We start from the raw sequence: 14538 nt of genomic DNA, 5'->3' as shown, positions 1-14538 counted from the left end.
TTATCGAACCATTAGGATGAGGTGGTTAAATTGCAATTACTTCATGAATGAAAGAAATGCATTCGCCAAATCAAAGTAATAATTAGGTGAGAAGGGGGAAGAAGATCTGGCAAAATCTTTTCCATCTTTTGAGGACGTTACAAATGCACGAGAGAAATTAAAAAATATTTCTTTCGATTATTGGATTCACAATGACTTGTTTTCTTGGAGATGGTGGATCCTTTTACTTCTTTCCATTATTCCATGGTTGATATGGAGGAAACTAAAAGACAAACAACGATTAATGGAAATCTTATTTTACGGTATTCTCATTATGATTTCGGCCATTGTCTTGGATAATCTTGGGACAGATTTAATGTGGTGGGTATACCCGACCAAATTATTCCAAATGTTCCCTCCTTTAATTCCAGCTGACCTTGCACTGGTTCCATGCTTAATGATGGTAGTTTATCAGTGGACGAAAACATGGAAGGCCTTTTTGATCTATAATTTTCTACTATCTTTATTTATGGCGTATTTAGGTGAACCGTTTTTTATATGGTTGAAATTATATCAACTAATTCATTGGAAGCTTTTTTACTCTTTACTGTACTACAATATTAGCGGGACTCTTGCCAGATGGCTGGTTCTAAAAGTGAAGATTTAATTCTTGATTGATGAAAGTCTGGGTGTCTTTTGATGTTTGTCGTTGTTATTTTCTTTTATTTGCCAAAAATCGCCAAAAAAGTACTGAGTATGTCGGTATTTGATGATGAAAACCATTTTCTTGTATCCGCTCCCATTTGTTAAAATCAGTTTATTGACGCAGGTAAGGAGCGAATCAGATGAATACATATCTATATGAACTTATTGAAACTCTAAGAAAAAGAATGATTTCAGCCGGAATGTCAAAAGGGTTCACATCGGAGGAAACAATAAGTTTAAGTCAAGAACTAGATCTATTATTAAATCTGAGAATAAAGTGACCATAGAAAAGCGTTGTGCGATTTTAAAAGAAAACAAGCGGTTAGTTCTTTGGCAAAAGAGTAAAAAAATTTGTGTTTAGCATGAATATTGCCTTATACAAGACCATACTGTGTTGGATGGCTTTGTATAAGGCAATATTTGTTCGTTTCTACAAAGGGAACGAAAAAATAAATGATTCTTAAGTAAGGAAGCAGTACGTGCTTCTCTATACATTCCCGCCTCCGCCGATGTTTGGCTTGATATCCTGATCAAAAATGACGCCATCGACCATTTCAAAACTGTCATTAATATTATTTAAATTACAAGTAATCACATTCCCAAAGCCATACATACCCCCGACGTTTAAATTGTATTTTCTGTTGGCGTCCATACCATTAATCACTGATTCACCGACATTGACTGCTGAACTGGGCTGGGTGGAATTGACATTTAAAATACCTAAATTGATGACTGAGGGCACACTTTTTTCCTCCCATTCTTACCTTCTTGTCAGCTATTTTATGTTAGGATGGAAGCCTTGTGACGGATTTATTCTGTTGGCTTTAAATTTAGATATCAAAAAAAAGGTTCCTTTTAACGCTTTCTGGGAATCATGTATCCATTATGGACCGGAGCAAACCCGATCCGAGGATAATACTCCATTGCAATAGGAGATGCCAGCAATAGAAGCGATAGTTCTTCACCAATTTGTTCTTGTAAAATTCTCACCATTTCCTTTCCTATCCCCACTTTTTGAAACTCTTTATCAACCGCTAAGTCAGATAAATAGCAGCAATAACTGAAGTCCGTTAGTGCTCTGGCTATCCCAACAAGCTTTTGGTCCACCCATGCTGTGATCAGAATATCTGCATGATCAATCATTTTTTGCAGCCGTGGCAGATCATCAGCCGGACGTCTTATTCCCGACGCTTTAAAAATAATGGACATTTCTTCCGGTGTAATGGTTTCGTTGATTTTGTAAATTATATTTTCCATACAATTATTCCTCCAATAACCTCTAAGTTAATCGAATTTTACGAAATAATCTTCCAAATGGTAAGTACCAGAAACCCACTTTTTTATGGTACCAGTTTGATTGCATCACTTACTAAAAGCGGTGTGTCCATGTTCTAATATAAAAATATTCATCACTAAATTGGGGATAATATTAATGAGGTGATGAGTATGCAATCATTTATCAAGAATTTAGATATACATGCCCAAGGACTCTGGCTTGCTATTGTAATATCTTTGATATTGTTTATTTACGCACTTTTGATGCCTAAAAAGGAAATCAGTTGGAGAGATTTTTATATTACTTTTGGAATTATTGGTTTCTTTGCTTGGCTTTCCGATTCTGTATTTGGAAAAATGCTGGACATTGTTGATTTTGGAAATCCAAAAATCACGGGGATAGGAGAGTTTTTCAGCTACAGTTTGATTCCTTCATCACTCGCCGTCATTTATTTAAATTATTTTAAAAGGGAAAACAAATGGATTTTAGCGATTGTTTTCACGATCATTTCCACTCTAATTGAATGGGGAATGATCAAGGTAGGGTACATGAAGACACATGGCTGGGGCTTTTTCGTTTCAATCCCTTTTTATTTCGTTATTTTTCTTTTGATCCTCCCATTACACAAAAAAATAATCAAATGTAAATCCTAATTTTGTGAATGAAATCCTTGCTGATAAAAGGAAAAGATATAGATAAAGAAAGAATGTTTTTTGAGATAGGAGCTAAGGACCGCAATGGCGGTCTTTTTATTTTGTTTTGGTTAGGATCGTTTCGGCACATAAGGTGATAATTAACGGTTTCAATTTTATAATTATTTTTGATATTATAGGTATATAATTTTTAGTGACAGAATGGCAGTTATAGTATTCAGATCTGTCAAATTTAGCTGTCTTGTAAAAAGAAGGTGCATCTATGAGCGAATTCATCTCAAAAATTTATAGAACCAAAATTGGCATGGAATTACTATTAAAAACAGGTCTCATTGGGGTTGTTTATGTTGTATCAATGATCGTCCTAACGGTCCTGTTATTTAATAAAACGAATCAAATCTATCTAGAGATTGGCAGGCTGGATAATCTTAATGTGAATGTCCATTCCTTAATTCAAGCACTTGTGGACCAAGAAACCGGGCAGCGGGGCTACAATTTAACTGGAGAAAAGCAATTTCTGAAACCATATAATCAAGGAACAAAAATATATTCTGAACTTTCGGCTGAGATAAAATCGAATAGTCACAGCTATCCTTCGATTGCTGCTCCTCTTAATCAAATGATTGAAAAAGGGCTTTATTGGCATAATCATTACGGGGCGCAGCAAGTGAAATGGCAAGAACGAGGTACGAAAGTCACGAGTGCAAGCCTTAATGCGGGAAAAAATAGTTTTGATGATTTTCGAGCCAGTTCTAAAATAGCTATAGATAAAATTACCTCTTTAAAAGGAGAACAATTGCAACTGGTTTCTACTTTATCATTACGCTATCATCTTTTGCTGATCCTTACTTCTGTTTTACTTTTCAGTATTCTCATCTTGTGGATGTTAAGTGCCTTTAAAAAAATAGCAGAACCAATTCTCGAGGTTCGATTAGCGATCAAGGAGTTATCCAAGGGGAATTTTGATGTTCATTTACCATATGATAAAAAACATCTTAATGAAATATCGGACCTAGTTTCAAGTCTTACTGTCATGCGCTATCAACTTCAAAAAACGATCAATGATACAAAACAGCTTGCCGAAACAGATGCTTTAACAGGAATATACAATCGGGGTTATTTTGATCATAGATTAGATGAATTAATTTCCATTTTTTATAAATATGGAAAATCCTTTAGCTTGATCTTAATAGATATTGATCATTTTAAAATGTTTAATGATAAATTTGGTCATACAGAGGGAGATCGTGTCTTACGTCATGTAACAGATATCATTTCAGCGCAAATTCTTGAAACAGACGTTTTCGCTCGATACGGGGGAGAGGAATTTGCGATTTTAACGACCGTTCCAGATGCGGGCTCTTATGCAGAAAGATTGCGGAAATCGATCACTCTTACTCCTTTAGAGGATTATCATATTACCGCTAGTTTCGGTATCTGCGAATTCCAAAAAGGGGATGGTGCGAAGTCTTGTATTGATCGCGCCGATCAAGCGTTGTATATGGCCAAGAAAAATGGAAGAAACAGAGTGGAGTTTGGTTCATAGGCAAGAAAAGATACTCTTTTCATTAAAATAGTACCTGCAGGACTCAGCTGCCATTGCGGCAGCCTTTTTTATTTCAAGAACTAGAAGGAAGTTGAATGTGAAAAGTAGTCCCTTTTCCAACTTCACTCTGAACCACAATGATTCCATGATGTTCATGAACGGTTGTATATACTTGTGTTAGACCAAGACCTGTTCCATCTACTTTACTGGAAAAGAAAGGTGTTCCAAGCAACTGTAGTTTTTCTTCAGGTATACCCATTCCGGTGTCACTTATTTTTATATGGATCCACTCATCCTTAACAAAGTGCTCGATTCTTATTTTCCCTTTATTGTCCATCGCCTCAAGGGCATTCTTAATTAGATTGAAAAAGGCTTTTTGAAATAGGTTTCTCTTTCCAATAAACGCAGTAACTGATTCCTTTAAGTCCAATTCTATTTCTACATCGTAAAATCTGTCCTGAAATAAGGAAATAATAGAATCCAATTCCTTACAAAAATCAATCGGAACGGCGGGTTCATGATGCAAATCCGGTTTGGCAACCTGCAATAAGTCTTTAATTGTATTTAATGCGTTTGTTAATTCGGTATCCATTATATCGATATAAGGATGTGAATTTACTTCCTTTAATAATTGTAAAAATCCTTTTACAGATGTAAGGGGGTTTTTTACTTCATGGGCAATTCCTGCTGCAATTTGTCCGACTGCGACCAATTTTCCATTATCATTCAAAAGTTTTTCCGCTAATTTACGCTGCGTAATGTTTTGCATGGTAACTTGTGCAAAAATTTGATTTTCCAGATAGAAAGGATTTGTGATGACTTCAACATCAATGATTTCTCCATCCCCACAAACCATTTGGACTTCTACTCTAAATATTTCTTTATTTTCAAGTACCTTTTTGAGACGTTCCTTGCTTTCCTCATGGAAATCAGGAAGAAGAAAACGCCAATAACACTTTGAAATTATTTCGTTGGTGCTAGGTAATTTAAGCAAACTCAAACTCGCTCTATTACAGTAAAGAATCTCCCCCTCCAGGTTAACGATCCAAATGGAGTTAAGGGAATTTTCCACCAACTGATGAAAATCTATTTTTTTAGAATCAATATGCAGCGTCAAAGCCATACCCCTTAAAATTGACTTATATTTAATATATCAAAAGTCCTCATTAACATAAATAAAATAAGCACTGAAGTTTTCAAAAATTGAATAGATTTAAAGACAGTGTCCCTTTTTTTATACGTTAATTTTAATCTATGGTAACATGTGGGAAACTGAATGGGAATAAAGAAAATATAATGATTAGAATCTTCCTATTTTACAGATTTCAATAAAAAGTTAGATGATAAGAGGAGGGTGCACTTAACGCAGGCAGTGATGTTCAGTGGTATTATACAGAAGTTGCGCAAAGGGCCGCACATTTTTATCTTATCTAAAAATGTGCGGCCCTTTAACTTCCCAATCATTATTTTCTTCCGAATAAGACAACGAAATTAAAGTATTTGTAAACACAGTCAACATCTTTAAATCCACTTTCTTTTAACCAGTTCAGTTGATCTGCTAAGGTGGACATTTTGTCTAACGAGGTCCGTTCATAAGCAGCATGAATTTCTTTCTCTGATAAACCGCTATTCTCTACTTTGTTTTTCCAATCCGTTTTATAAAGGTCATCGAGAAACGGAGTTTGTCCTAAAACTTGGTCGGCATTAATGAAAATGCCACCTTCATTTAACAATAAAAAAGCAAGATGGTATAAGTTCCTTTTTTCAGCATCTGTTAAGTGGTGGATGGATAAGGAGGAAATGATGATATCAAATTTACTGGTAAATTCATGGGATGTATAATCATCCACGATATATTGGATATTGGAAACATGAGTAAAGCGCTCCCTTGCAATGTCTATCATTTTTTCAGAAATATCAATGAGAGTCAGTTTGGCTTCAGGATATTTTCTCAGTAAAAAGGAAGAAAATAACCCAGTTCCTGATCCAATATCAAGGGCGGTTGGCCTTGTGGTTTGGGTGTTTAGGATGGAAATGGGAATCGAATAAAAATCATCAAAGCATGGTATTAATTTACTCCTTTGGGCATCGTATTGATTGGCGTCTTCATTAAATTTTTGGATAATGGAACTCTTTGATTGGGAAATCATCAATTTCACTCCCTCATTCATTTTGGTTAATTGAATTATATAGAATATTCTGTATAATGGAAAATAACGAAAAATGGGAATATCAATAACGAACTGTTATGGGGTGAGGGGAAACGATATGGAAATAAAGTGGATGAAAACGTTCGTTGTAACGGCCAAATACGAGAATTTCAGAAAAACATCAGAAGAGCTTTTTTTAACACAGCCGGCTGTCACAAAGCATATTAAAAGGCTAGAGGAGACACTGAACATACATTTATTTGAAAGAAACGGCAATAAGGTAGCCCTTACGCCAGCGGGCCACCGGTTCTATACATATGCTAAGGAATTAGTAGAGAAGTATGAGCGAGGAATGGAAGAATTTGAAGCTTGGAAGCAGGGGTACAGCCGAAAGCTGGTAATTGCCGCTGCACCTCAAATTGCTTCGTCCTTTCTTCCAGCTATGCTGCGCACATTCATGGATGAAAACCCGGATATAGAGGTGGTCATCAATGTGCTGAAATCCTATGATATTGGAGAGGAAATCAGTTCTGGAAGAGCAGACTTAGGACTTTCCAGAATTCTCCCGATTCAAGCCAATATTAAAAGCATCGTTGTTCATCAAGAATCTGTCATATTAGTAGGCCCATATAAGGGAAAGGTGAAAGAGGAGCTAAGTGAGCAACTGATTTTCAATCAATACCGGCTGATTACTCATAATCACCCGGACTATTGGGATCTTCTTTTAAAAGATGTGAAAAGGCATTATCCCACGGTTCAGACAATGGCCGTGAATCAAGTGGAGGTCACAAAACGCTTTATCGAAGAAGGGCTTGGTGCCTCCTATCTGCCCCTGACAGTGGTGAAGGATGAAATTGGCAGGAACAAGATGGAAGCGATCCAGCCGGATAAAATTATTCCGCCCAAATCGGCTACCTATCTCTTAACAAAAGTAGTAACAGATGAAGTTCGGTTATTTACCGATTTTTTACAAGAATCAACGTTAATCTGGTAACACTTGCTTATAAGACAGGCTTGTACTGAAATTAATCAAACGTTTGAATAGTTATTTAGTAATAACGGACGACCCTCTAGGTAAAATTCAGACTAAAAACACAAACAAAAAGCCCTGAACGGCCATAGTGTCTGTTCAGAGCTTTTCCAAGTGAAGGAAACGCTTAAACGGTAAATTCTGCAGCAAATCCGTCAGATGTAATAAAGTTATTTTTGCCTGTTTTTTTAGCTTGATATAAGGCCATGTCTGCTCTCTTCATGATGGAATAGTAATCCTCGCTTTTCTCATAGATGGCAATGCCAATGCAGGAAGTGGTGACAAAAGTGTATTCTTTAATGACCCAGGGCTGCCGCAGAACTTCCATAATTTTTCCTGCGATTAATTGAGAATCCTCTTGATGCCTGATCTCGGAAAGCAGGACAACAAATTCATCCCCACCCAGTCGAGCGACAACGTCCGCTTTTCGAATACAGCCTTTTATTCTTAACGCGAACTGTTTTAATAGTTCATCTCCAATATCGTGTCCATATTGATCATTAATGGGCTTAAAGTCATCAATGTCAATGTACATGACTGCCATCTTGCGGTTATAGCGTTCGGCTTCGCGAATAGATTGAGTAACTTTTTCTTTGAATAGCCTGCGGTTCGGGAGATTTGTAAGGGAATCATGAAAAGCCAATTCTTTTAATCTTTCTTCATAGTTTTTCTTTTCCGTAATATCTCTCGAAGTCAAAATAAATTGTTGGACATTTCCTTTCGTGTCCAGCAATGGCTGGGCATAAGTCTCCAACCAAATCCAGGAGCCATTTTGATGCTGCCTTTGTACCGTGTAGGGCAATAAATGGGCATTTTTAGGATTGAAGCTAGATAACATGGATAAAATAGTTTCCGTATAATCGGGATGGATACCATGCAATAAATGCTTGCCTATATATTCATCAGGGGCATTTCCCAATAACTTTTGATGTGAGGGAGATGCATACTTGATTATTCCCTCTTTATCGATAATTTTGATTAAATCGTAGACATTTTCAGTTATGATCCGATATTTTTCTTCCGTCTGTTGCAGTTGTTTAAAATAAAACTTGGATTCATCGTATTTTTTTCCTGCCCACCATATCGGCAGCACCCATATCGCAGAATAAATGAATTCATATATCGGTATGTATCCTAAGCTGATAAAATCATTTATTTTAAAGCAAGCAGAGGAAAGCATAAAAATACTCATAGCAACTATTCTTCCAGTATACTTCATTATCACTCACCTTTAAGATCCGCCACGGAGATTCATAATTTTTTGCTATAAAGTTATGGAGGAAATTTCCCAAAAACTTTTTTGATCAAATATCCAATTCTGATGAAACTTTAGTGCTTTTTGGTATTGAGTAAATTCTTGAAAACTACGATCTAATAAATTATAGTAAAAATATAGATTATATGTAAAAAATATGAAAAAACTACAGGGATTAAATAATTATTAATATATTAAATTATGTTAAAAATGTCGCATTTCTGCAAGTAAATGTAAAGACGATCCTTTCATCAAAAGAAGTAAAAAAAGTCAATAATTCGACAAAATCTCTACTCTTTTTCACATCCTTCCTCCTTTTTTTGTATGAAGGTGTCGAAATTATTGGAAATAAAATTGTTTAACATGCGAAAGAGGTATAGTAATATTGTCCTATCGGTTTTCAATGTGTTACTCGCCCAAAGGAACTATACTTACAAGCAATTAGAATTCTAGGATAATTTTCGTCAAAATGGAGGCTTACTTAATGGATCATAATGAAATAGACACAGAATGGCTAAAATTAATCATCGAAGCTCGAACATTAGGCATAACGATAGATGAAATACGAGAATTTTTAACAAGCTCTGATTAAGTATAGTTAAAAAAAGGTTTTGAAAGAATAGGAGTAAAGCAACAGGAGAATGAAACAGATAGTCCTTGTATTTATGAGTATTCTAACAATCCTGTCTGCGCAATCTTTTACATAATAGTTAAATTTAATAGTATTCATACTTTTAATAACGTTGAAAAAGAGTAGATGAATAAACCATATGGTAAATCGTATTAATAATATAGTTGAATCGGGGAATAGTCTCTCAAACTATTCAAACTGGGATGATACCAATTCTTTTATACAAAATTACAATCCAGCACATATTGATGATGATCACTCCTCTCTAGATTGTCCTTCTTTCAAAGAAAACTCAAAGTTTCCTTGAAATCGCACCATATGGAGTAGAAGAAACTCCAAATGATGTTCATGTCACTGCGGCGATAGAAAAGGAGAACGATGAGACATCCTCCAAGTGGATTCATATCGGCAGTCACAATAAAATTCTTACATGAAAAACTACTCCTTAAACCGTGATATTCATATTTATAAAAATGGAAAGCGTTCAGAGGACTAACCTTCTGAACGCTGGTTTATTTATTGGCAAAATAAAAGATGAATGTGTATGTAAGGAAATGACGAGGTACTGTTTTTATTTATGCATAGCATTTCTTATTTCCGGATGGTTCAGGAGAATTTCATTGCCATAATAATAACTTATCGACAAAGCTGCAACGAGGCCGATATAAATGAGAAATAATTGAACTTTTGTTTTTTTGCTTGTTTTGTAATAGGTTTCTGTTCTTTGGACGTCTTTTTTAAAGTCTGAACATTTTTCTTCTAATTGGTGGATAATACTTTCAAACACCTGCTGATGGTTATGCCCTTCTTCTTCACCCCATGTTTGAGCGCCAGATAATTGTTGGAGATAAAGATCCTTTTTCCTTTTTTCAATTTCTAAATTGAGGGTGTTAAAGAGTTTAGTCATTTCCTGATTTGCCTCTTTGCATGGTGCCGTTTTCACCATTTCTTGAAGGGCATCTAAATCATGTGCTGCTTGCTTTAATTTAATTATCAATTGTTCAAGTTCTTGAACTTTCTGCTGATCATCATGCAGCCTTTTTTGTTTTTTATATATTCTGTACCATTGGGTTGAACCAAGGATGACAATAATAAACCCCATGAAGCTAAGGTATTTTATTGAAAAGGCCAATAATAATACAATTCCCAGTCCCCATAGCTTTGTACTAATACCTGCTGCAATTCTTCCGCCATCTAAAGGGGTAATCGGAATTAAATTAAATAGGTTGAGGAGCCCGCCCAAAATAATGACAATTGCCCAGAAGGGTTCATGAGTATATAAATACAATGGAATGGCAGGTAAAAAGGAGATCAATCCGAATAAAGGGCCCATATATGCTACAAAACTCTCATCCTTTGCACTTTTAGGCAGTTCCTTCAGAGCCACAGCCGCCCCGATAAAAGGAATAAATATGGCTGAACTAACAGGAAGCTTAATCCTTTTAGCAGCATACACATGTCCCATTTCGTGAACAAACAATAGATAAACAAGAGCAACGGCAAACTTCCACCCGTAAATATAAGCATAGGTTCCCAAATAAATCACCAGGCTCACAAGTGTATGAAGCTTTAAAAACTTAAGAATGATGAAAACAAATTTAAATTTACCTAATAGAAGGGCTCCAAACGCAGCTAATATCCCTAGCGGGGTTTTCTTACCGCCGGTCTTTATGTTTCTGTTCTTCAAATAAACAACTCCTTTATACACTACAATAGCTCTCTATGTTTATTATACAATAAAAAAATGGAAAATAATGTTTGTGGTTTAATAGCTAAGGAGAAAGAAACGCCAAAAGATGAGCTGGGGAGAGAGCTGATAGGGACCATGCTTGGAGGGGAGCCCCGCTAAAGCAATGTGATATTGTTCTTTTGGGGATTGTCCGCGATGCCTGGAAACAAGGCAAAAAAGACAGCCCGAGGGGCAAAGGCGTAAGGCCTTTCCCCGTCTTGAGCTGCAGTCCTGGTCATGTTTTGGACCTAGTCCTTTAACTTAAGATTGAGCTGCGAGGCAGCAAAAAGTGCTTCTTGGTCCTGCAATACGTCGCCAGGTTTGTTTCCTTCTCCGAGAATATATCCGCCAAACTCAATTCCCATAAAATCGAAGATATACTTAAACTGCTGAATCATGGGAAGACCTTTCATTGCCGGATCGTCCCCTCCAACCGCTATCACAAAGGCCTTCTTGGACGCCATTTTATTTTTAAAATCAGGATATTTTGCATCCCGTAATGTTTGGGACCACCGATCAATAAAGTTTTTCATAGTGCCGGACATGCTGTACCAATAGATGGGGGTGGAAAACACTAAAATGTCATGCGGCAAAATCCGGTCAATGATGGTGTTATAATCATCACTTCGATCCTGAAATCCTTCTGGTGAATGGCGCATATCCTCAATTGGGAGGATGGTATGATCCCTTAGATAAATTTCCTCTGTCACAATTCCTTGAACAGCGCGCTCCGTTAATAATTCATGATTTCCATTTTGACGGGTTCCCCCGTAGATGACGGCTATTGTCATTTCTTATTTCTCCTTTTTTGTATTCATGACTTACTTATACCACACCAAAAATAAAAAAACGAAAGATTCAAATCACATCGTGTTTGTAAAATATCCTCAAAATCTTGATACGATCCTCAAACTATTTGCTATCCAAAAATCTTGTCAATTAAGTGGCGCTAAAAAACTTACATAATAAAAGAAACTGAAAAGTATAATGGTCATGGAAAAAATAAACAACTTCAGCGTCTTTTCATTTTATGTCCCACAAAAAAATTTAGTCATATCTGTTTTAAATTCATTTTAGCAGGCGTGTGTAAGTGGAAGAGATATTCACTTAAACAATTGGTTTCGCAGGTCCTAGTAAAGATTTTAGGGGAAAGACTATTTTTCTAATAAGGAAGTGGGGATATGGAGAAATTCATTTGCTCTACCTGTGGTATTCAATTTCCTTTATCAAAAGAGCCGCCTCCAACATGCCTAATCTGTCAAGAGGAACGGCAATATGTGAATCCAATGGGCCAATCCTGGACAACGTTAGAAAAGATGTTGCTAGAAAAGAAGTATAAAAATGAAATTCTCCAAGAAGAAGACGGTTTATACAGTATTACCACTAAACCTAATTTTGCTATCGGTCAAACGGCATATCTCGTTCAGGATAAAGGGTTTCCTATTCTGTGGGATTGTATTACCTATCTGGATGAAATTACGCTAACCGAGATTAAGAGATTGGGAGGGGTTCAGGCTATTGCTTTATCCCACCCACATTATTATTCAACACAAGTGGAATGGGCGGAGGCACTGGGTGTTCCTATTTACATTCATGAAGATGATCAGCAATGGGTAACGCGGCCAAGTGAGCACATCAAATTTTGGACTGGAGAAAACCTTCCATTGTCAGAGGGACTTACCCTTCATCGTCTAGGGGGGCATTTTAAAGGGGGCACGGTCCTCCACTGGGCGAATAACCAAGCGGGCAATGGCATCCTTCTGACTGGTGACATTATCCAGGTAGTAGCTGACCCACATTGGGTGAGTTTTATGTACAGCTATCCTAACCTCATTCCGCTGCCGGCTAAGAAAGTAGCCGAGATAGCGGAAAAAGTTAGAGAACTCAAATTTGAAAGGTTATATAATGCATTCCATCGTGTGGTAAAAGAAAAAGCGAATGAAGCTGTAAACAAATCAGCTGAAAGATATATTGCCGCACTTGAAGGTAAATTATTTGAAACGTAATTTTATGAATGAATAGAGCGTGAAGGGGACTTGCTCATCTGACTTTAAAGGCGTTTCTGAAGTGGAAACGCTTTTTTGCTTTGGAAGAAGGATTTTAACAGTTGACCATGAATATAGGGATAGTTACTGTCAGAAAGTATAAAAAGAACAAAATGGGCCAGATATGTTAACCCTAATCTGGCCAGTGTGTATAAAGAGCACTTGGCTGGTCCCGACAGTCCATGCAACATCCCGCACCATCAAATGAGCTTAATGCCGCTCATTTAAGGGTGAAGTTCGGATAGATCCGGTATGATTTGGGACGTCCGAAATAGCATGTCTGACACGGTGACACATTGGTATCCGTTTCTTTGCAGATAATCCAATATGTTTGTTAGTGCCGCTGTCGTAGTACACCTTTTAGAAGTTTCAGCGCCATGCCAATCGTGAAATAAGATGATATTCCCTGGCTTTACTCCGTTTAGAATGGAGGAGCATATTTTGTTTGCAGGCGGGTTCTTCCAATCCCGGGAATCCTGCCCCCATGTCCATAAAACCACCGTCTTCTGTTGTTTGACAGCCGATTTAATGACCCAGTCATCGAAATGCCCGCCAACAGGACGGAAAAGGAATGGTGTTACCCCGGTAATTTTTTGAATGGCTGTATCCGCCTTTTGAATTTCCTTCGATAAAATGCGTGGCGACAGTTCATTGTGCGGGATATGATCATACGTATGATTGGCAATTTCATGTCCTTCAGCCACTTCCCTCTTGATGAGTTCAGGGTATTGTTCCGCTTTGAGCCCAGTTACAAAAAAAGTAGCTTTTGCATGATATTTTGCAAGAATATCTAATATTTGCGGCGTAATAAAAGGATGCGGTCCGTCGTCAAACGTGAGAGCGACCAGTTTTTCCTTTGTCTTTACTTCCCAAATGACCTGTCCGGTTTTTTCATGTTCCTCGCGATTGGCTGCAGACACGGATGTATTAACAAATGACATCAACAAAAGAAGTGTAATAAATGCTATTTTTCTCATAAAGACGACACAATCCTTAGTAATAGTTCACTTAGTTTATGAAGTTTTTTATAAAATATTAAAGGAACTGTAAGAATTTAAGCTAAAATGATTTTTAAATAGCTGATATTTACGCTGCTTTTTATAGTTACAGGACTGAAAGAAAATAATGTTTACCAAAAATTACTAAAAATATATAATTAATGGATAGTAGAGAGGGCCGTAAAAGGAAAGGAGGTTTGAAAATGGACTACAGATTGGAGAACATTGATTTTGAACTAAGAATTGCCGGAAAAGGTAAGCCGGTAAGAACGAGTGAAGCTTTTCAAACGATTCCTGCGATTTGGGCTAATGCAAGTGAGACAGGATTTTTGCAGAAGTTAATAGATATGTCGTGGGAAAACCCAAAGAGTAGGCTTGAAAGTATATTGGGTATTTGTGGAAATAAGGCAGTATGGAACATGAATTAAAAGAGTTAATTAAGAAGTGCGATCTTGCGATTAAGCGGGAGGACTTTGATTCTTTAATGTTCCATGGATAGAAGAGCCACCCACATATCCAGGAAAACTCATGGTAAATGGCT

Annotated in this window: 15 protein-coding genes and 1 pseudogene; 8 read left to right on the top strand and 8 right to left on the bottom strand. The window is 36.8% G+C overall.

The genetic code is table 11. The annotated features are described in order from the left end of the window. The first annotated feature begins 247 nt into the window (after positions 1 to 247). A complete protein-coding gene (locus HPT25_RS06435) occupies positions 248 to 646 on the top strand; it encodes a CBO0543 family protein (protein WP_217269645.1) in 399 nt (132 codons plus the stop codon). Between the two features lie 178 nt (positions 647 to 824). Continuing rightward, positions 825 to 965, top strand: a complete 141-nt coding sequence (locus tag HPT25_RS06430; protein WP_173061606.1) for an aspartyl-phosphate phosphatase Spo0E family protein — start codon at positions 825 to 827, stop codon at positions 963 to 965. Between the two features lie 206 nt (positions 966 to 1171). On the opposite strand, the gene HPT25_RS06425 is transcribed toward HPT25_RS06430, so the two are convergent. Continuing rightward, entirely contained in the window at positions 1172 to 1426 is a 255-nt protein-coding gene (locus tag HPT25_RS06425; protein ID WP_173061603.1) for a hypothetical protein, read from the bottom strand. Positions 1427 to 1539: 113 nt separating this feature from the next. Continuing rightward, complete coding sequence (locus HPT25_RS06420; RefSeq protein ID WP_173061600.1) at positions 1540 to 1941, bottom strand: GNAT family N-acetyltransferase; 402 nt, start codon at positions 1939 to 1941, stop codon at positions 1540 to 1542. A 189-nt stretch (positions 1942 to 2130) separates the two neighbouring features. Between HPT25_RS06420 and HPT25_RS06415 the strand changes: the two genes are divergently transcribed. After that, positions 2131 to 2613 carry a hypothetical protein gene (locus HPT25_RS06415; protein WP_173061597.1) on the top strand — a complete coding sequence of 161 codons (483 nt, stop codon included), beginning with the start codon at positions 2131 to 2133 and terminating at the stop codon, positions 2611 to 2613. 262 nt (positions 2614 to 2875) lie between these two features. Further along, a complete protein-coding gene (locus HPT25_RS06410) occupies positions 2876 to 4159 on the top strand; it encodes a sensor domain-containing diguanylate cyclase (RefSeq protein ID WP_173061594.1) in 1284 nt (427 codons plus the stop codon). 73 nt (positions 4160 to 4232) lie between these two features. Here the strand turns inward: HPT25_RS06410 and HPT25_RS06405 are convergent, their stop codons facing one another. Next, positions 4233 to 5276: a two-component system sensor histidine kinase NtrB gene (locus HPT25_RS06405; RefSeq protein ID WP_173061591.1), complete on the bottom strand. Its 1044-nt coding sequence runs from the start codon at positions 5274 to 5276 to the stop codon at positions 4233 to 4235. Positions 5277 to 5622: 346 nt separating this feature from the next. Further along, positions 5623 to 6309 carry a class I SAM-dependent methyltransferase gene (locus tag HPT25_RS06400; protein ID WP_173061588.1) on the bottom strand — a complete coding sequence of 229 codons (687 nt, stop codon included), beginning with the start codon at positions 6307 to 6309 and terminating at the stop codon, positions 5623 to 5625. Between the two features lie 118 nt (positions 6310 to 6427). On the opposite strand from HPT25_RS06400, the gene HPT25_RS06395 reads away from it, so the two are divergent. Continuing rightward, positions 6428 to 7303, top strand: coding sequence for a LysR family transcriptional regulator (locus HPT25_RS06395; protein WP_173061585.1), 876 nt, complete (start codon positions 6428 to 6430; stop codon positions 7301 to 7303). A gap of 163 nt (positions 7304 to 7466) precedes the next feature. Here HPT25_RS06395 and HPT25_RS06390 read toward each other — a convergent pair whose 3' ends face one another. Beyond that, a complete protein-coding gene (locus HPT25_RS06390) occupies positions 7467 to 8558 on the bottom strand; it encodes a sensor domain-containing diguanylate cyclase (RefSeq protein ID WP_173061582.1) in 1092 nt (363 codons plus the stop codon). A gap of 520 nt (positions 8559 to 9078) precedes the next feature. On the opposite strand from HPT25_RS06390, the gene HPT25_RS06385 reads away from it, so the two are divergent. After that, a complete protein-coding gene (locus tag HPT25_RS06385; RefSeq protein ID WP_173061579.1) occupies positions 9079 to 9186 on the top strand; it encodes an anti-repressor SinI family protein in 108 nt (35 codons plus the stop codon). Positions 9187 to 9796: 610 nt separating this feature from the next. Here HPT25_RS06385 and HPT25_RS06380 read toward each other — a convergent pair. Next, complete coding sequence (locus HPT25_RS06380) at positions 9797 to 10912, bottom strand: site-2 protease family protein (protein WP_173061576.1); 1116 nt, start codon at positions 10910 to 10912, stop codon at positions 9797 to 9799. A 290-nt stretch (positions 10913 to 11202) separates the two neighbouring features. Continuing rightward, positions 11203 to 11745, bottom strand: a complete 543-nt coding sequence (locus HPT25_RS06375; RefSeq protein ID WP_173061573.1) for a flavodoxin family protein — start codon at positions 11743 to 11745, stop codon at positions 11203 to 11205. 390 nt (positions 11746 to 12135) lie between these two features. On the opposite strand from HPT25_RS06375, the gene HPT25_RS06370 reads away from it, so the two are divergent. Further along, on the top strand, positions 12136 to 12960 hold the full coding sequence (locus HPT25_RS06370; protein WP_173061570.1) for an MBL fold metallo-hydrolase: 825 nt from the start codon (positions 12136 to 12138) through the stop codon (positions 12958 to 12960). Positions 12961 to 13223: 263 nt separating this feature from the next. Here the strand turns inward: HPT25_RS06370 and HPT25_RS06365 are convergent, their stop codons facing one another. Continuing rightward, positions 13224 to 13976: a polysaccharide deacetylase family protein gene (locus tag HPT25_RS06365; protein WP_173061567.1), complete on the bottom strand. Its 753-nt coding sequence runs from the start codon at positions 13974 to 13976 to the stop codon at positions 13224 to 13226. A 209-nt stretch (positions 13977 to 14185) separates the two neighbouring features. Between HPT25_RS06365 and HPT25_RS06360 the strand changes: the two are divergent. Continuing rightward, a pseudogene (locus HPT25_RS06360) lies at positions 14186 to 14407 on the top strand (AraC family transcriptional regulator); the annotation flags it as partial. Between the last annotated feature and the right edge of the window lie 131 nt (positions 14408 to 14538).

The sequence above is a fragment of the Neobacillus endophyticus genome, from assembly GCF_013248975.1.
Taxonomy (GTDB): Bacteria; Bacillota; Bacilli; order Bacillales; family Cytobacillaceae; genus Neobacillus; species Neobacillus endophyticus.
This window is presented reverse-complemented; position numbering and strand designations above follow the sequence as displayed.